This window comes from Ezakiella peruensis (assembly GCF_900215725.1).
Classification (GTDB): Bacteria; Bacillota; Clostridia; order Tissierellales; family Peptoniphilaceae; genus Ezakiella; species Ezakiella peruensis.
Genome location: NZ_LT962469.1, coordinates 120,265 through 137,484 on the forward strand (window position 1 = coordinate 120,265; position 17,220 = coordinate 137,484).

Consider the following 17,220-nt stretch of genomic DNA (forward strand, 5'->3'; position numbering starts at 1 on the left):
AAAGTCTTGCCCTAAAAGCCAAAAATCCTCACGCAAATGTTGACCAATAAAACAAAATTTTTTGTTCGAAATTCTTCTCGGATTATTGTATCCAATCAGGAAAAAATTTGGCGACCATTTCAGGTGGTATGATACATGCAAAGTAGACAGTCTAATTAATTAAAAACCCATAAAAGGAGAAAAAATGGGGAAAATTAAATTTGACTTAGAAACAAAAATACAAGCATGTAAAGAATACGAAAAAGGAAACAAATCATTCATAGAAATAGCCAAGGAAATAAATGCAGGAGATACAACTGTCGCCTCATGGTATGTAAAGTACAAGGAAAAAGGAGAAGATAACGGACCAATGGAAGGGTTTTTTGGTACATTAAAGGCAGAGATGTTTTATGGTAAAGAGTTTAATTCTTTAGAAGAATTAAAAGAAAGAATTATGAATTACATTGAGTTTTACAACAACGAGAGGTTCCAGAAAAGATTAAACTGCATGGCTCCGTTGGAGTACAGAGAGTATGCAGTTTAAATATGTGTTTTTAATTAATTGTTGTGTCTACTTGACAAGGGGCAGTTCAAGGATCGCCTCTACGGGAAATTGACCTTTTGGCTATGTCTGATTAATAAATAAATATAGCTTGATTTATATTTCTATATCAAATATAATTATATATAATAATATATTAAGGAGGTAATTATGAAAAGATTACTAGCGATTGCTCTTTGCGTTTTGCTACTTGTATCAATGGTGCCAAGTGTAAGGGCAGAGGGAGATATGGCAGGGGCTGTAAAGAGTTTTCAGCCATTTAAATTGGACGGGGAGTCTGTTGAAATTGGCGGTTATTTGATCAATCAAAACAACTACTACAAGCTCAGAGATTTAGCTGCGATTTTATCGGGCACAAAGAGTCAGTTCAATGTTACTTTTAACAAGGAAAAGAAGCAAATTGAACTTGAACTTGGAAAGCCTTATGAAAAGCTGGACACAGACTTGCAAGCGATGAAGCACGACAAGACTGAGGCCAAGATGCTTACAAATAATATTTTGGTGGACGGCGAGGAAGTTATGTTAAAGGCTGCCCTAATCGACCAAAATAACTATGTTAAGCTCCGTGATTTGGCTGATGTTGTTGGTTTTTCTGTAGGTTACAACAAGGAAACCAAAGATATTTTGCTAAACACTGGCATTAGCGCAGAAGATTCTAAAGAAAAAACTGAGGAAAAAACTGAAGACAAGAAAACTGAATACAAAAAAATTGAAAATGCTCAAGGTAAATCTTTCTATGAAAGATACGGCCAAAGCATCAAGGAAATAAATGCAAGCGAAGAAGAAATTGAAGCTTACATCAACGATCCTGATAGAAACACTCAAGACTTTATTATATATATAATAGAGGGAAAGACTTTTTATAAATTTAATCGAGCAGATGACAGCAGATTATTTTATTTAAGTGATATAAATTACGAATTTACAAAAGACGCTTTTAAAAATGCTTATAGGCAAACTAAAGAATTTGAAGCTCTAGAAGGGGTGCCTGAATTTAACGAAGAACATCCTTACCCAGAATATCCGATTTATTTTATTAAAAAAGACAGGATCAAGGATGACAAGATTTATTTAAATAGCATTTTTGATGCAATTAAATTTACTATGTACAATGATCCTACAAAGAAAGCGTATACTGACTATAGTGATAATGCATTTGGAGTTGTAAAAGTTGTAGATCTTTCGGCAGATGAAAATTCTTACAAAAATTATCCAGAGGAAGATTTTGAAAAGACTGTATTTGGTTTTGTTCCACTCAATACTTCCAAAGTTGTGAATGGAAAAGTTAGCAATATCTCTTTAGCAGAGGGCCTAACGATTTCAAAGAAAGATCTTGATGGTCTTGAAATGCTCATGTTTAAAGAATTGTTTGGTTATCAAGCCACTTACTATGTAGTTTTTATTTAAGCTGCTCTTAAACGGGGGATATATTTCTCCGTTTTTTATTGCTTATAAATCTTATTTTCTTGCCATGGGTTTCAAAAAGTGTTATAATGGAGTAAAGAATAGGAGGAAACACATGTACGATTTTGAGACAGTTGTTGATAGAAGAGCCCAAGGTTCTAAGAAGTGGCTCATTATGAAGGATTTGAAGGCTGATGTTTCTGATGACGTTATGCCTTTTTCAGTTGCAGATATGGAATTTAAAACTGCTCCGGCTCTTGTGGAGGGTTTGAAGGCTTATTTGGATGAAATGGTTTTGGGCTATACTGTGGGCAATGAAGCTTACTATAATGCCGTTAAATCATGGATGAAGAGGCACCACGACTTTGAAGTTGAAAGCGATTGGATTGTCAATTTCCAAGCGATTGTTAGCGCAATCTATACAGCTATTGAAGAATTTACTGAGCCTGGAGATGGCATTATCGTTATGCCCCCAGTTTATTATCCATTCTTTATGGTTATTGAAGCTTTGGGCAGGAAGATTGTCGAATGTCCACTGATTAAAAAAGATAATACTTATGAGATTGATTTTGAATTATTCGAAGAACTCATTGCAAAGCCAGAAAACAAGGCTCTTCTTTTCTGTTCACCCCACAATCCTGTTGGCAGGGTTTGGAAGCGCGAAGAACTCCAAAGATTGGCTGATGGTATTATAAAAAATGACAAGCTGCTCTTTGCCGATGAAATTCACAATGATTTGATTATGCCTGGCCACAAGCACACGGTTTTCCAAACTCTTTCTGATGAATTGGCAGATAGGGCCATTACTTTTACATCTGCATCCAAGACTTTTAATGTTGCAGGTATGGACCTTTGCACAGTTTTTGTTAAGAATCCTGATATGAGGGAAAGGTATGTCAACAGGGCTGCTTGCACTTCTAGGCTGAGTCCAACAGCGCTGGGTTACAAGACAGTTGAAATTTGCTATGACAAGTGCGAAGACTGGTACCAAGAAATGATGAAAAAGATTGAAGAAAACAGCAAATATATCAGGGACTACATGGCTAAAAACCATCCTGAAATTAAAATTGCTGACCACCAAGGAACTTATCTCTTGTGGTTGGATTTCAATGCTCTTGGCATGGACCATGAGGCTCTTGAAAAGCACATGATAAAGCACGATGTATTTTTAGATGAAGGCTATATCTTTGGCAAGGGTGGACACGGTTTTGAAAGAATTAACCTGGCATCACCAACTAGATTTATCGAAGACCTTTGCAAGAAGATTACCGTCGCAATCGAAGACGCAAAATAAATTTATGATTTAAACTGGAGGACTCCTCCAGTTTTTTTATTGGCTTTTGATGTGATTTTAAAATAATTTTTAAACTTGAAAGTTATGGGCGCGGAGTTTTGAAAAAATAATTATATTTTATTTTAAGGAATTAAAGGCAGGGCGATTTAGAAAAATAATTGCATTTTATTTTAAGAAGTTAAAGGCTGGGAGTTTTGTAAAAATAATTGCATTTTATTTTAAAAGTTATAGGCCTGAGATTATTGAAAAAATTTTTTGAATTAAAAATATTTTACAAGAAAAAAATTTACCAATAAAAATTCCACGCAAATCCTTGACAGATGGCTTTTTATGTGGTATTATTAGCAGGTAATCTTCCGCACGGAACAGGTTTTTAAGTGCTTATTTTTAGGCCACCTTAGACGGCGAGACTAAATCACAATGGAGGTGGATTATGTACGCAATTATTGAAACTGGTGGAAAGCAATACCAAGTCAAAGAAGGCGATGTGCTACACGTTGAAAAACTAGGCGCAGGCGAAGGCGAAATGGTAGTTTTCGACAAGGTTCTATTAGCTTCTGGTGATGATGGGGCGATTAAAGTTGGTAAGCCATATGTTGAGGGCGCAAGCGTAAGTGCGAAAGTTCTTAAGAATGGTAAGGCTAAAAAAGTTATCGTTTTCAAATACAAAGCTAAAAAGAACTATCGCAAGAAAAAAGGCCACAGACAACCTTTCACAAGAGTACAAATTGAAAGCTTGGCTATCTAATGATAGTCGTAACTCTTTTTAAGAATGAAAAGGGTTTTTACGGATTTAGGTCACAGGGTCATGCAGGATATGATGACTACGGCAAGGACATTGTATGTGCGGCTGTGAGTATTCTCACCCACACTGTTTACAAGTCGGCCATAGTTAATTGCCGTCTTAAGAGAGGCGATTATACTGAAAAAATGATCGAGGACGATGACGAGAGTCTGATGGAATTTATTTCCAAGGTCCAAAGTGACGACTTAGATCTGATTATGAAAACTCTATTAGAAGGGGTTAAGAGTCTGGTGGAAAGCTATGGGCAATTTGTCCGATTAGAAATGGAGGAATAGAATGTTTAAATTAAATCTTCAATTATTTGCTTCTAAAAAGGGAGCTGCATCTTCTAAAAACGGTAGAGATTCTATTGCTAAGCGCTTGGGAACAAAACGCGGCGATGGCCAAATTGTTACAGCTGGTAACATCCTTGTTCGTCAAAGAGGAACAAAGATTCACGCTGGCAACAATGTTGGTAGAGGATCCGACGACACGCTATTTGCTAAGATTGATGGCGTTGTAAAATTTGAAAAGAAAAGTAAGAAGAGAACACAAGTAAGCGTTTATCCAAGAGAAATCGCTTAAGAATCAGCTTGACCTAGGTCAAGCTTTTTTTGTAAGTAGGTGATTATTATGTTTGATAAGGTTAGACTACAATTAAAAGCGGGCAAGGGCGGAGACGGACATATTGGTTGGAGACGTGAAAAGTATGAGCCTAAGGGCGGCCCGCACGGTGGCGATGGTGGAAAGGGCGGCGATATTATTTTGGTCGCAACTGACAATTTGAATTCGCTCATCGATTATAGATTTAAAACAAAATTTAAGGCAGAAAACGGCGAGAATGGGATGAATAATCTGAAAAAAGGCAAGGACGGCCAAGATCTTTATCTCAAAGTTCCCGTGGGCACTGTGGTCAAGCAAGTTGGCAAGGACGGTATTCTCTACGACTTCAAGGAAGTTGGAGAGGAGTTTGTAATTGTAAAAGGCGGCAGAGGCGGCAGGGGCAACTGGCATTTTAGAACTGCTACTCGTCAGGCGCCGACCTTTATGGAGCCGGGCGCACGCGGTCAAGAGATTGAAATCGACTTGGAATTAAAATTAATTGCAGACGTGGGCTTTGTGGGTTTTCCAAATGTGGGAAAATCTAGTCTCCTCTCAATTATTTCTGCAGCCAAGCCAAAGATTGCAAATTATCATTTCACAACACTTGAGCCAAATCTGGGCGTAGTTTTTGTGGAAGAGGGCAGGTCTTATGTGGCCTGTGATATACCGGGCATCATTGAAGGGGCGTCTGGCGGAGCAGGACTCGGCTTAAAGTTTTTGAGACACGTTGAAAGAGTCAGACTCCTTTGCCATGTGATTGACGCATCGGGCTCAGAGGGCCGCGATCCAATCGAAGACTATGAGATTTTGAGACGGGAGATGAAGGATTATTCAGAAAAACTCAGCCAAAAAGTCGAAGTCATTGCTTTAAATAAAACTGATTTGATGACTGAGGAAGAAATCCTTGAAGTTAAGAAAAAATTTGAAGAAAAAACCGGCGAAGAGGTCTTTGTAATTTCTGCTGCAAGCTTACAGGGGGTCAAGGAATTAAAGTACGCCCTCTACAACAAGCTCCAAGAACTTCCTGCAGAGACTGAGGTGGAAGAATTTGCTGAGGCCGAATTCGAAGAAAGACCAATAAAAGTCTGGAAGGAAGGCGACATCTATTACATCACTGGCGACCATGTTGAATATTATTTCATGGGGACAGATTTTACAGAGCCAGACAGTGTAAGGCGTTTCCAAGATTTCTTAAGCCGGATTGGAATTATGGACCAGCTGCGTGAGCTGGGCATCAAGGACGGGGACATTGTCGACGTCTTTGGATATGAATTTGAACACATGGAGTAGACGAGTATGATTACAGCTAAGGAAAGAGCATTTTTAAAATCAAAGCTAAACACCCAAAAGCCAGCCATCCGCGTTGGCAAGGGTGGAATTAGCGACGAGCTAATCGAGGCTATTGATTTATATTTAAATAAAAATGAAATTATGAAGATACAATTATTGCAAAACACAGATGTCGACGCTTACGAGCTTTTTGATGAGTTGGAAGAAAAATTGGGCGTAGAATTTGTGCAAAAAATGGGAAGCGTGCTTTCTATTTATAGGAAGTCCGACAAGAATATTTATTTATAATGAAAAAGTTTGGCACGATTATTTTTGGCGGAGCCTTTAATCCGCCAACAATTGCCCATGTTTTAAATGTAAAATATCTGGTCGACAGCCTGGAATTTGACGATTTTTTAGTTATGCCAACGGGCAATCCTCCCCACAAGGACCTGGAGTGCTTGGATGATGAGACTAGGTTAGAGCTTGCAAAGATCGTCTTTGGTGAAATCGACGGCGTGGAGGTCAGCGATTACGAGTTTAGGCAGGCAGGCGAGTCCTACACCTTTAAAACCTTGGAGCATTTTAAGAAGACTCATGAGGACTTGGCAATAGTTGTGGGTATGGATTCCTTTTTGTCACTGCCAAGATGGAAAAATGCAGAGGAGATTTTAAAGCTGGCCAGGGTTATAGTTATGAAAAGGGGCGGCTACAAATTTGCGGCTCACGACCTCTACGAAAAGTACAAGGACCGCTTTTATTTTGTGGATAATCCTATATTTGAAATGTCCTCGTCTTTTGTTCGAAAGAGACTAAAGGCAGGGAAAGATGTGAGATTTTATGTGACAGATAGGGCCTATGAGTTTTTAAAAGGAATCGACTTTAAGGAGCTGTGCGGATGTTCGAATTAGAAAAAGTTTTAGAGTTTTTAAGGGAAAATCTGGACGACTTTCGCTATGGCCATTCGATTCGCGTTATGGAAACGGCGGTTGAACTTGCAAAAATTCACGGCGTCGACGAGAAAAAGGCTGAGATGGCAGGCATCCTCCACGACTCTGGCAAGTGGAAGTCAAGAGAAAAAACATTGCAAAAGGTCCAGGACTGGGGTATAATATTAAGTGAAGAGGAGAGGGCAGAGTACAATCTTGTCCACGGAGCCCTGTCCACTTATATAGCAAAAAATATTTTCGGCATAGAGGACGCAGATGTTTTAAATGCAATCAAAAACCACATCACTGGCCGACCAGCCATGTCTGATTTGGAAAAGATTGTCTACATTGCAGATATGATAGAACCTGCCAGAAATTATGAATTCATTGATGACTTTCGGGCCATGGCCAAGGTTGATTTGGATCGGGCCATGTATGAAATCCTAAACGAGAATCTGGCCCACCTGATTAGAAACGACCGCTATATTGCTGGTAGCTCGCTTGAGGCAAGGAACTATTACTTAAAAATTACAAAACAAGGGGAGATAAAGTGAAAGATATAGAAAAGAAATTAGAAATTATTGAGAAGGCAATTGAAAACAAACTGGGTTATGATATTGAAATCATCGACATCAAAGAGCGTTCAAGCTTTGCTGATTACTTTGTAATTGCAGGGGCTGCCAACGTAAACCAGCTAAACAGCATTGCCGACAATGTTTTATATGAAATGGAAAAGGCTGGCTACAGCTTAGAAAATCCTATGTCCAAAAAATCCAGCGAGTGGCTCTTGCTAGATTTTGGAGATATAATTGTTCACATCTTCGAGGTTACGGCACGCAAGTACTATGATCTTGAACGCTTGTGGAAGGAAACAGAAGAATAAGGAGGACATTATGAAAGTATTGAACACCGATAAGGCACCGGGCGCAGTTGGCCCATATGTACAAGGCATGGCCGCAGAAAAATTTGTATTTACCAGCGGACAACTCCCAATCGACCCAGCAAGTGGAGAACTCGTTTCAGATTGCATTAAAAAAGCAACCCGCACATCTCTAAACAACGTTTTGGAAATCGTTAAAACAGCAGGCGGAGATATTAAAAACATTATGAAAGTAAATATCTTTGTAAAAGATATGAACGACTTCGCAGCAGTTAACGAAGAATACGCAGAATTCTTTGGCGACCACAAACCAGCCAGATCATGCGTAGAAGTTGCCAGATTGCCAAAGGATGCCAGAATCGAAATCGAAGCAATTGCATATCTAGGATAAAGATGAGTGCATGGAGAAATCCATGCATTTTTTTGTGATATGAAATGTAAGGGCGTGTTGACAATTTCAGGTGAGTTTTATATAATAAGAATGTTAAATAAAGGATGGTATTTATTCGAACCCTCAACCGGGTTGACCCGGTATCGGGCCCGAAATGTTCGGGATTAACCACGACCGCTACACCGCAGAGCGATGTTCCGAATGAATACATTTATCCTGCGGATATTGTTCAGCACATTTGTAGGGGCGACTTTATGTGGCCCGAAAAACATTGATCGCATCTTGAATGCGTGAAATGTTTTTGATTATCAGAAATAACTAAATATTTTATAAGCGGGTGTGGCGGAATTGGCATACGCGCACGGTTTGAAGCCCTAGCCCAAGAGAGCGAGCGAAAGCGAAGGTCGATTGGCTAGCAGGTCTCATGTCAGAAATTCACAAGAGAGCGAGTGATAACGATGCTCGATTGTAGAATTTTACGGCCAGTATATGGTCAATCAGAAATAACTAAATATTTTATAAGCGGGTGTGGTGGAATTGGCATACGCGCACGGTTCAGGTCCGTGTTTTTGGGAGTTCGAGTCTCTTCACCCGTACCAAGTAAAATTTGCGGTTAAAATTGCGAATTTTTGCAGTGTTCGATTTTTTGCTCATTCCGCTGTACGCTCTAGTACAGCTCACTCGTCAAAAAGTCTCAAGCTACAAAAATTCATCAATTTTTCCTCGCAAATTATTTCTTAAAGGGCGTAATGCTCTTTATTTTTTTATCCTGAATTTGCGGTTAAACTTTTTCACATATTGTATAATTATACAACTTTGTAGAAATTTTATGTTTTGTTTTTGTGGCGAGACTTTTGGGCGACATAAAGTCGCCCCTACAGCCGCAGAGCGATAAAACAGGTGAATAAATTTAATCTACGTATATTTTTAATTATAATACTCGTTGCTTAAAAAATGTCGCATCAAAAAACATTGATTTTTTTCTACATAAAAATACGCAGCCTTAGGACTGCGTATTGTTTTCGTTGATGGCTTTTTTGAGATTGAGTTTTTCTTCTAGGATTTCTATTAAGCTATCTATATTATAATTTTTTGGATAGACTAGGGTGCAGGATATGGTTGACATATCATCCTTGTATTCTTCTTCCAGATTTAGGGAGCGGATTTCAATGGCTTCTTGTTCGCATATTGCTTTAAATTCTTTGCGTTCAAATTTATCTGTGTTAAAGGTCATGGAGTAGCTGGCAGATTTTCTTTTGTTGACAAAGTCTGTGAAAGATTTTAGATTTACTAGTGTTATTAGACAGATGATGGTTGCAATTATGGCACCCATGTAATAGCCTATGCCTACAGCTAGTCCGTTGGCTGCGCAGAGCCAGAGGGTGGCAGCTGTTGTGAGGCCCTTGATTACATCTTTCTTTTGGAGAATTGTACCTGCGCCAAGAAAACCGATGCCGGAGATAGCTTGTCCTGCAAATTTGCTTGCGTCCCATGATGTTTCGCCATAAAGGGCCTTGAATCCATCTATAGCTATAAGCATGATAAGGCAGGTTGCAACGGAGACTATGATGTGGGTCCTAAGTCCTGCTGCCCTGTGTTTGTGTTCGCGTTCAACTCCTATTAACGCACCCAAAAATGTGGCGATTAGGAGTCTTTTTAATATTTCTAATGTTTCTAATGTTTCCATATTTATCACTTCCTTTAGGATATCTTATCACAATAAATATTAATAGTAAACTGATTTTTTTGTCCTTATAGATTTTAAGATTTCACCGGCCTTGGTCTATATTTATTTGGCAAAATATGGTAAAATTATACTAGGTGAATTATGAAGCTTACAAGATTTGATTTATTTATTATTATTGGTTTTTTAATTTTATCTGGTCTTGGGATTTTTTTCATGCCAAAGAAACAGGGTTCCAAGGTTGTGGTAAAGGTGGATGGCCAGGTTTTATATACTAAGTCTTTTTCAAATGAGACAATTGAGAAAAAAATTGAGACGGCTTATGGCTACAATCTATTGGAGATTGGGCCCGACTATGTCCAAGTCCTCTCCGCTTCTTGCCCAAACAAGCTTGACGTTAAGCAGGGTAAGATAAGTAGGGTTGGCGAGAGCATTATTTGCCTACCCAACCACTTGCTGGTGACTATTGAGGGCGAGGTCGATGAAAATTATCCGGATGTGATTGTAAAATGAGGGTTAAAGATATTACTTTGATTGGAACTTTGGCGATTTTAGCTGCCATGGTTTCCTTTGTAGAAATTATTGTAACGCCCATCGTGCCCATACCAGGTATGAGATTGGGCCTATCAAACGTGGTCTTGCTGGTCGCAATTATCCACATGCCCGTGTCTCGGGCCATGCTGGTGGCGGCTTTAAAATCGGTTTTAGTCGCAATTTTTTCGGGTTCACCGACTTCATTTATTTATTCATTTCCATCGGGCCTGGCTGCAATTTTACTTATGAGCCTTGCTATGAAAATGCTTCCAAAGATTTCTTACGTGGGTGTAAGTGTGATTGGGGCTTTTATAAATAATTTAGTCCAGGTCTTTACCAGCTATCTGGTCCTCTCTTCATTTGTGTATTTTTATTACCTGCCTTATATAACTTTGGTGGGGACTCTCATGGGGACTTTGATTGGATTCATTATAAATGAGCTGGAGAGAAAAGATGTTTTGGATAGGTTTTTTGTATGAGGTTTAAAATGAAATTTACTGATTTTTCTGATATATTAAAAGAGGATGCCGAAAATTTAGATATAGAAATTACAAAGGACGATTCACTCCTGCCCAGGGAGAAGCTTTTGGAAAATGGGGTCCAAGACCTGCGTGATGAAGAGCTTCTTGCGATTTTAATTGGCACGGGCTCGCAAAAACACTCTGTTTTTGATTTGGCCAATATGCTTTATGAAATGAATGGGCGGTCTCTTAGAAAGGTCGTCTCCATGAGTCAAAAGGACCTGGCCAAGATCAGGGGGATTGGTCCTGCAAAATTGGCGACTCTAATGGCCAGCTTTGAATTATCCAAACGCGTTTACCAAGAGGAAATCAAGGTGGACATTGAGCGTTTTGTCACGACCAAAAGAGTCGGTTCATATCTGGTAAGTAAGCTTTCCCACTACAATGAAGAGCACTTTTTTGTCTTGCTTTTAAATAACAAGAACGAAGAGATTGATTCTTTGATTAGGAAGGATCAAGAGCTTTTTAAACTCTCATCTGAAGAGGCCTTTGGAGAATTTTTTAAGGAAGAAAAGGTCTACAAATATATTGGCGAAGATGAAATTTCAAAGGGAACTGTAAATCAGACTATAGCTATGCCGCGCGAGGTTTTTAGGAAGGCTATTGACCTGGGGGCTAGCTCGATTATACTGGCCCACAACCACCCATCAGGCGATGTCCGCCCGTCAATGGACGACATCAATTTGACCAGGCGGATGGCGGATGCCGGCAAGATCTTAGGCATTAATGTGCTCGACCACTTTGTGGTGGGCCACAACTCTTATTATTCTTTTAAAGAAAATGGTGATATGTAAGTGAATTTTTCAAATAGGAATTATAAAAAATTAATAATTTGGCTGATATTTTTGGCCCTTATTGGGATTACTATTGCTGGTCCCAAGCTGGTCAAGTCCAATTCCAAAGTTTTAAATTTGATGGGTAAGGCCATCAGTCCTGTCAGCAATTTTTTTAGGGACGCTGGCCTAAAGATAAATGGCGGTGCCAAAAAACTTTTTAAGACCCAAGATACCGAAGAAGTTGACAAGCTCCGCATCAAGATTGCTGTTTTGGAAGAGGAAAACCGCAAGCTCTACTCGACTATTGTAAAGAGCGAGGCCATCAAGCGTGAATACGAACTCCTGGAGACTACAAATCGCGACCTGGTCCCCGTAAAAATTGTGGCAAGGGCACCTGGCAATTGGTTTGACCTTTTTAAAATAAACAAGGGGTCTCATCAAGGTTTGAAATTAAACGACACGATTGTAGTTGCCGCTGGTGAAGAGGGCGATGCAATCGAGGGTTTGGTTGGCAAAATTTCTGAAATCGGCTACGACTATGCAAATGTTACGACTATTAATAGCGAAAAAAATAAGGTTGCCATAAAGAATATGCGGTCAGGCGATGGTGGCATTATTACGGGCATGAAAAACGGCCTCCTTGAGGGCTATATGTACGACCGTAACTCAGATATAATTGTGGGCGACACCATACTCACTTCGGGCATGGGCGAGGTCTACAAGGAAGGCGTTATGGTTGGCGTGGTCGACCGAGTCGAAACTGACGAAAGCAATTTAAAGAAAAATATTTACATCAAACCAGCTGTTGACACCCGCAATATTACCAAGGTTTTTGTGGTGAACTAATGTATTTTGTATTAATTTTTGCCCTTACACTTATACTGCAAATTGGATTTTTGCCGGGCCTTTTCCCGACGATTGCAATTCCGGAATTATTTTTGCCCCTGATAATCGCCATTGCTATTATGTGCGACAGAAAAGAGGCCTGTATATTTGCCCTGGTGGCTGGTCTGGTCTTGGATTTTTATTTTATCAAGGGCTTTGGCGCAAGGACTCTCATTTTCTTTGCCCTGGCGTATTTTTTATCTGGATTTGCAGAGAGCTTTACTAGCAGGTCGGTCTTTGTAGTTTTGACACTAACTTTACTTGCCGGGACACTTTACCAATTTTTGTATTTTTTAATTATAAACGCTGTTGGCGAGGGTTTGGAATTCCAAGTCCTCTTAAACTCAATCTTCTCTTTGGAGATTCCAATCATGATGATATATTCTATTTTTGCAAGTAGATTTACCAAGCTATATCTTGTCAGAAGGTGATTTTTTTGAAGTCTAAAAACAAGGCAAACGTAAAAAATAGGTTGGACCTAGTACTTATTGTAGTCCTGGGTTTATTTGCCCTGCTCCTTGCCAGGATGTTTTATCTGACTATAATTAAGGGTGATGAGATGAGGGAAGTCGCAGACCAAAGGCGGATTAGGAAGGTCTACACAACTGCTCCCAGAGGGGAGATCAGAGACGTCCACGGCCGACTTTTGGCAGGCAATATCCCGGCCTTTACTGTTCAAATTCAAAAGGACAGACTCTTAAATGAAAGAGACAAGGAAAAGCGTAACGAAAACCTCTTGAAGCTGATCAGGTATTTGGAAGAGGACGGGGCCTTTTACCAAGGCGAATTTCCTATGGATTTAAATGTCTACATCTACAAGAATCCAGACAAGTATCTGACAACAGACAAGAGTCCGACTGAATATATGATTTCCCTCTTTGAGGATGAAGATATCTTAAGGGAATTTATAAACGGCAAGATGGACCTGAAAAAATATCCAGGCCACTACAAATTTTCCGTTAAAGACAGGGCCCTAAATGCTGTTAAGGCCAAGTATGTTGACCTGCCAGTTACAATTGAAGACGGAAACTTTGTCGCAAATGAGCTCAGGCTTAAAAACTTTTTGATGGAAAAGGGTTTTGACGAAAATTTAAGCCCTGATGATTTGATGATTAATATTATTAAATCCGATACAAATATTATGAGAAAAATTATGAACCATCCGATTGCCAGGGCTATTTTATTTCAAATAGCAAGCGACCACAAACAGCTGGGCGATATTCGCATGCTGTCAATTGCCATAAAGAGCGAAATTGAAGGCTACGAAAATCGGGTAAAATTTGTGAACGCTTACGATGGTTTGGATATAAATTCAAGTGCTGAGGAAGTTTATCTCTACTTGGCCAGGAACTTTGCCCTGGAAGGTATCCTCAAAAAAACCTACAAGGACGGCGATCTAATTCCAGGTGAAATGCTTTTGAAAAAGTCTAGGAGCCAGGGGAAAAATGAAAATATAGATATTTACATTAGCCAGGATAAAAAATCAGTCTTTTTCCGCTTTATAAATGACGTTAAGGGCGATCCTTTGAAGACTTTGATCGGGTCTTTGACTCCTGCTGATTTGGATGATTTTCTCCTTGAAGAGGATATTAGAAATGTGGTGCAGGCTGAGCTTTTGAGCCAAGGCATCAACCCCAGGATTTCTGTGGCCAATGAAATTAAATTTACATCGGAGATTGACACCGAAAATTTATACGGCAGATTTTTCAAAAAATCTGAAATGAAAGACGGTCTTCCATCAGTGGAAGATTTGTTTGAAAGGGCCAAGGACTCCTACAAGATTCCAGAGGAGATTTCCAATTACGAGGCCAAGGCTATTTTAAATATTTACGAGCTGACTTATCTCCAAGGCGAAAGCGCTTATAAGCCCATCAATTTGTCTTACGGTATAAAAGATCAGACCGTTGCCAAGATTGAAGAGAATATAGACGAAGATGTGGGCGTTCTCATCAGTGTTGAGCCCATCAGGTATTATCCGCAGGGGACCACCTTGGCCCATATACTTGGTTACATGGGCAAGATTTCTTCCAAGGCCGAGATTGAAAAGTACGTTAACGAAGGCGGCTACGACAAGAATGAATTCATAGGAAAAACTGGGGTTGAAGAATATTTTGAAAATTATTTGCACGGGACCAATGGAGAAAAAATGGTCGAGGTCGACTATATTGGAAACACCATTGACGTTTTAAATGTGACTGGGGCCAAGCCGGGCAACACCCTTTACTTGACCATTGATAGCAAGTTGCAAAAAATGGCCGAGGATTATTTGAAGAGAACCTTGGAGCTCACGCGTACCCAAGGCGTCTGGCAGAGCAAGTGGGGTGACTATCAAATGGACGGGACCTTGGATAAGACCAGGCCCTTTATCCACGCCAACGCAGGTGCTGTTGTAGTTATGAATGCAAAGACCGGCGAGGTGGTGGCAAGTGCCTCATATCCTGCTTACGATCCAAATTTATTTTCAACTGGAATTTCAGAAACGGATTGGAAGGCTCTTCACCCTAAGGATGAAAACGATCCTCTGGCCGCTCGTCCACTTTTAAATATTGCAACGGGGACAGCTGTTCAACCGGGTTCTGTATTTAAAATGATAACTGGTTTTGCAGGCCTGCAAAATGGCCTAGACCCTTTTGAAAGAATTTACGATGGCTGTTATGTAGAAATTGGTGACACCAAGTTTAACTGCTTGGCCTGGACTTTGTCGCACGCTAGCCACGGAGATGTGGATTTGGCTCATGCCATCGAGCACTCCTGCAACTATTATTTTTATTCATTAGCCTTGGGTGTCAACCAAAGGTTAAACAATAAGCCTTTGTCAGCCAGGATTGACATTGACGACATTAGAGAAGCTGGCAAGACTTTCGGTTTAAACGAGCCGACGGGTATTGAAATAAATATTCCCCGCGAGGCTGTGGGTGAGGTTATAGAACCTGAGAAAAAAGTTAGGACAATTAAATTTTATCTGAGGAAATTCTTGGAGGAAAATATTGAAGACTTCCTTGAAGACGAAAAGACCGCAGATGAAATAGAAGAAGATATCAAAAATATTGCCAACTGGGCCGAAGAGGGCAGGAATTTAACCAAGGGTGAAATTGTGACCAGGCTTGATCGGATGGGCTATATATCAGAAAAAACTGTGCCTGGCCAAAAGATTCCTCTGGCTGATAGGATCAAGTACGATTACATCAACCAGGCCGAATGGTCACTGGCAGATACCATCAACGTCACCATTGGTCAAGGGGCAAGTTCGCTTACGACCATGCAGATGGCCAAGTATGTTTCGACTTTGGTAAACGGTGGCATCAAAAACAAAGCCACTCTTTTGAATTCGGTCAAGACTGATGATGGCCTCAAAGATGTTTACAGGCCGACCAGGGAAGGCGAAAAAATTGATATAAAAAATCCTGTCGGCTACAAGGAACTCATGCACGGCATGGAACTTGTAAGTAGGTCTGGTACATCCAGAAGGGTCTTCCAAAGTTTTCCTGTAAGCACGGGCTCAAAAACTGGGACCGCCCAACGCGAGGGGACAAATCCGACGACAGGACTCGAGTACGATGACTTTGCTTGGTTTGTATCCTATGCTCCGGCTGATGACCCAGAAGTCGTGGTCGCCTCCTTATTATTTCAAGGGGGAACTGGTTCAAATGCAGGCCCCATGGCTAGAGACCTAATGGCAGAGTACTTGGGCATGAACAGGGAAGAAGTCAAAGACTCCATGCCATTTGAAAACAGGTTGGTGGAATAATGTATTTTAAAATCGAAGATGACAAAGAAAAAATAATCTACACAATTATATACGACGACAAAGTTCGTCGTATTTTTGTAGAGAATAATAAGGAAATTCAAGTTGGATCCATAGTCCACGCCCAGGTAAAAAGCGTGGATGCCAACCGCAATTTTTCTTTTGTACAATTAGACGGCGAGGACGGTTTTTACAATGCGGCCGACCTAAAGGCGGGCGAGGATTATTTTTTCAATGTCCGCAAAAAACCATCGGGCGAAAAGGGCTACAAGCTGGATAGGAATATTAAAATAAAAATCGAAGGTGCAATCGGCTTTCCACTTGGAAAAGAATTTTATAATAATCCCATGGAAAAAATCACAGGCTTCCCTGTAAAATCAAAAGCTGATGACCCAGATTTGGCCAGAGAGCTCAAGTCGACCTGGGAGGGAATTTTAAAAGAACAATCACGACTCCCCATACCAAAAGTCGTCTACAGGGAAGCAAGCGAGAGCGAAAAATATATTGAAAAGTACCAGGAGGACTTGGGCGATCACGCGGCCATGCTAAGGGCTATGGCTAATACGCCTGAGCTTACGGGAAGGATTATAGAGTGTGAAGAAGGTAGCTTAATCATAGACAGTAAGGACCACTTTACCTTTGTGGACTTTAACACAGACGACTACTCCAAGTCCTACAATCGCGACCTCAACCACTTGGATTTAAATGAAAAACTTTTGATTGAGGCCATTAGGATTTTGACCTTAAGAAATATCGAAGGCATGATTTTGATAGACATCTTGAAGCTCAAGGACTATGGGGACTTTATAAAAATCACAAAAAATATTTTAAAAACTCAGGGCTATTATTTTCACGATATAACCAAGCTTGAACTAATGGAGATTACTCGAAGAAAGACTGGCCGAAAATACATTGACCAGGATATAATAAATAAAATAATGGAAATATAAATTCACAGGGGCCCGCTAATTTATGGCGGG

20 protein-coding genes, 1 tRNA gene and 1 other annotated feature are annotated in these 17,220 nt (G+C 40.1%); of the genes, 20 read left to right on the forward strand and 1 reads right to left on the reverse strand.

Going from position 1 to position 17,220, the window contains the following annotated elements; translation table 11 throughout:
• Positions 1-184: 184 nt before the first annotated feature.
• The 13 genes from CUU59_RS00610 (at position 185) to CUU59_RS00670 (ending at position 8,694) form a co-directional block, all read left to right on the forward strand.
• Positions 185-523 carry an IS3 family transposase gene (locus CUU59_RS00610; RefSeq protein ID WP_099950098.1) on the forward strand — a complete coding sequence of 113 codons (339 nt, stop codon included), beginning with the start codon at positions 185-187 and terminating at the stop codon, positions 521-523.
• A 168-nt stretch (positions 524-691) separates the two neighbouring features.
• Positions 692-1,948 carry a hypothetical protein gene (locus CUU59_RS00615; RefSeq protein WP_099950099.1) on the forward strand — a complete coding sequence of 419 codons (1,257 nt, stop codon included), beginning with the start codon at positions 692-694 and terminating at the stop codon, positions 1,946-1,948.
• A 112-nt stretch (positions 1,949-2,060) separates the two neighbouring features.
• On the forward strand, positions 2,061-3,239 hold the full coding sequence (locus tag CUU59_RS00620) for a MalY/PatB family protein (RefSeq protein WP_099950100.1): 1,179 nt from the start codon (positions 2,061-2,063) through the stop codon (positions 3,237-3,239).
• Between the two features lie 347 nt (positions 3,240-3,586).
• Positions 3,587-3,661, forward strand: a sequence feature (ribosomal protein L21 leader region).
• An 11-nt stretch (positions 3,662-3,672) separates the two neighbouring features.
• A complete protein-coding gene (gene rplU, locus CUU59_RS00625) occupies positions 3,673-3,987 on the forward strand; it encodes a 50S ribosomal protein L21 (RefSeq protein WP_075574105.1) in 315 nt (104 codons plus the stop codon).
• On the forward strand, positions 3,987-4,319 hold the full coding sequence (locus CUU59_RS00630) for a ribosomal-processing cysteine protease Prp (RefSeq protein ID WP_099950101.1): 333 nt from the start codon (positions 3,987-3,989) through the stop codon (positions 4,317-4,319). Before rplU ends, CUU59_RS00630 begins: the two co-directional genes overlap by 1 nt.
• A 1-nt stretch (position 4,320) precedes the next feature.
• The gene (gene rpmA, locus CUU59_RS00635) at positions 4,321-4,608 is read left to right on the forward strand and encodes a 50S ribosomal protein L27 (RefSeq protein ID WP_075574103.1); all 288 of its coding nucleotides are present in this window, start codon (positions 4,321-4,323) and stop codon (positions 4,606-4,608) included.
• A gap of 45 nt (positions 4,609-4,653) precedes the next feature.
• Positions 4,654-5,916 carry a GTPase ObgE gene (gene obgE / locus CUU59_RS00640; protein ID WP_425432813.1) on the forward strand — a complete coding sequence of 421 codons (1,263 nt, stop codon included), beginning with the start codon at positions 4,654-4,656 and terminating at the stop codon, positions 5,914-5,916.
• Positions 5,917-5,922: 6 nt separating this feature from the next.
• Complete coding sequence (locus CUU59_RS00645) at positions 5,923-6,204, forward strand: YhbY family RNA-binding protein (RefSeq protein ID WP_099950103.1); 282 nt, start codon at positions 5,923-5,925, stop codon at positions 6,202-6,204.
• On the forward strand, positions 6,204-6,806 hold the full coding sequence (gene nadD, locus CUU59_RS00650) for a nicotinate (nicotinamide) nucleotide adenylyltransferase (RefSeq protein WP_099950104.1): 603 nt from the start codon (positions 6,204-6,206) through the stop codon (positions 6,804-6,806). The genes CUU59_RS00645 and nadD overlap by 1 nt, the downstream gene beginning before the upstream one ends.
• Positions 6,794-7,378 (forward strand): bis(5'-nucleosyl)-tetraphosphatase (symmetrical) YqeK, encoded by a 585-nt coding sequence (gene yqeK, locus CUU59_RS00655; protein WP_099950105.1) that lies wholly within the window; start codon positions 6,794-6,796, stop codon positions 7,376-7,378. The genes nadD and yqeK overlap by 13 nt, the downstream gene beginning before the upstream one ends.
• Positions 7,375-7,707, forward strand: coding sequence for a ribosome silencing factor (rsfS, locus tag CUU59_RS00660; protein WP_245870529.1), 333 nt, complete (start codon positions 7,375-7,377; stop codon positions 7,705-7,707). Before yqeK ends, rsfS begins: the two co-directional genes overlap by 4 nt.
• Positions 7,708-7,717: 10 nt before the next feature.
• A complete protein-coding gene (locus CUU59_RS00665; protein WP_099950106.1) occupies positions 7,718-8,095 on the forward strand; it encodes a RidA family protein in 378 nt (125 codons plus the stop codon).
• 522 nt (positions 8,096-8,617) lie between these two features.
• A tRNA-Leu gene (locus tag CUU59_RS00670) sits at positions 8,618-8,694 on the forward strand.
• A 404-nt stretch (positions 8,695-9,098) separates the two neighbouring features.
• Here CUU59_RS00670 and CUU59_RS00675 read toward each other — a convergent pair.
• Positions 9,099-9,782 carry an MgtC/SapB family protein gene (locus tag CUU59_RS00675; protein ID WP_099950107.1) on the reverse strand — a complete coding sequence of 228 codons (684 nt, stop codon included), beginning with the start codon at positions 9,780-9,782 and terminating at the stop codon, positions 9,099-9,101.
• 141 nt (positions 9,783-9,923) lie between these two features.
• Between CUU59_RS00675 and CUU59_RS00680 the strand changes: the two genes are divergently transcribed.
• Genes CUU59_RS00680 through CUU59_RS00710 form a run of 7 tightly spaced genes read left to right on the forward strand, consistent with a single transcriptional unit; the run spans position 9,924 to position 17,190 of the window.
• On the forward strand, positions 9,924-10,292 hold the full coding sequence (locus tag CUU59_RS00680) for a NusG domain II-containing protein (protein ID WP_099950108.1): 369 nt from the start codon (positions 9,924-9,926) through the stop codon (positions 10,290-10,292).
• Positions 10,289-10,792, forward strand: coding sequence for a Gx transporter family protein (locus CUU59_RS00685; protein WP_099950109.1), 504 nt, complete (start codon positions 10,289-10,291; stop codon positions 10,790-10,792). Before CUU59_RS00680 ends, CUU59_RS00685 begins: the two co-directional genes overlap by 4 nt.
• 8 nt (positions 10,793-10,800) lie before the next feature.
• Positions 10,801-11,628 (forward strand): JAB domain-containing protein, encoded by an 828-nt coding sequence (locus tag CUU59_RS00690; RefSeq protein WP_169922805.1) that lies wholly within the window; start codon positions 10,801-10,803, stop codon positions 11,626-11,628.
• Positions 11,629-12,456 (forward strand): rod shape-determining protein MreC, encoded by an 828-nt coding sequence (gene mreC / locus CUU59_RS00695; RefSeq protein WP_075574094.1) that lies wholly within the window; start codon positions 11,629-11,631, stop codon positions 12,454-12,456.
• The gene (gene mreD, locus CUU59_RS00700) at positions 12,456-12,926 is read left to right on the forward strand and encodes a rod shape-determining protein MreD (protein WP_099950111.1); all 471 of its coding nucleotides are present in this window, start codon (positions 12,456-12,458) and stop codon (positions 12,924-12,926) included. The genes mreC and mreD overlap by 1 nt, the downstream gene beginning before the upstream one ends.
• A gap of 5 nt (positions 12,927-12,931) precedes the next feature.
• A complete protein-coding gene (locus tag CUU59_RS00705) occupies positions 12,932-16,243 on the forward strand; it encodes a penicillin-binding transpeptidase domain-containing protein (RefSeq protein WP_099950112.1) in 3,312 nt (1,103 codons plus the stop codon).
• Positions 16,243-17,190, forward strand: coding sequence for a ribonuclease E/G (locus CUU59_RS00710; RefSeq protein WP_099950113.1), 948 nt, complete (start codon positions 16,243-16,245; stop codon positions 17,188-17,190). The genes CUU59_RS00705 and CUU59_RS00710 overlap by 1 nt, the downstream gene beginning before the upstream one ends.
• The last annotated feature ends 30 nt before the right edge of the window (positions 17,191-17,220 follow it).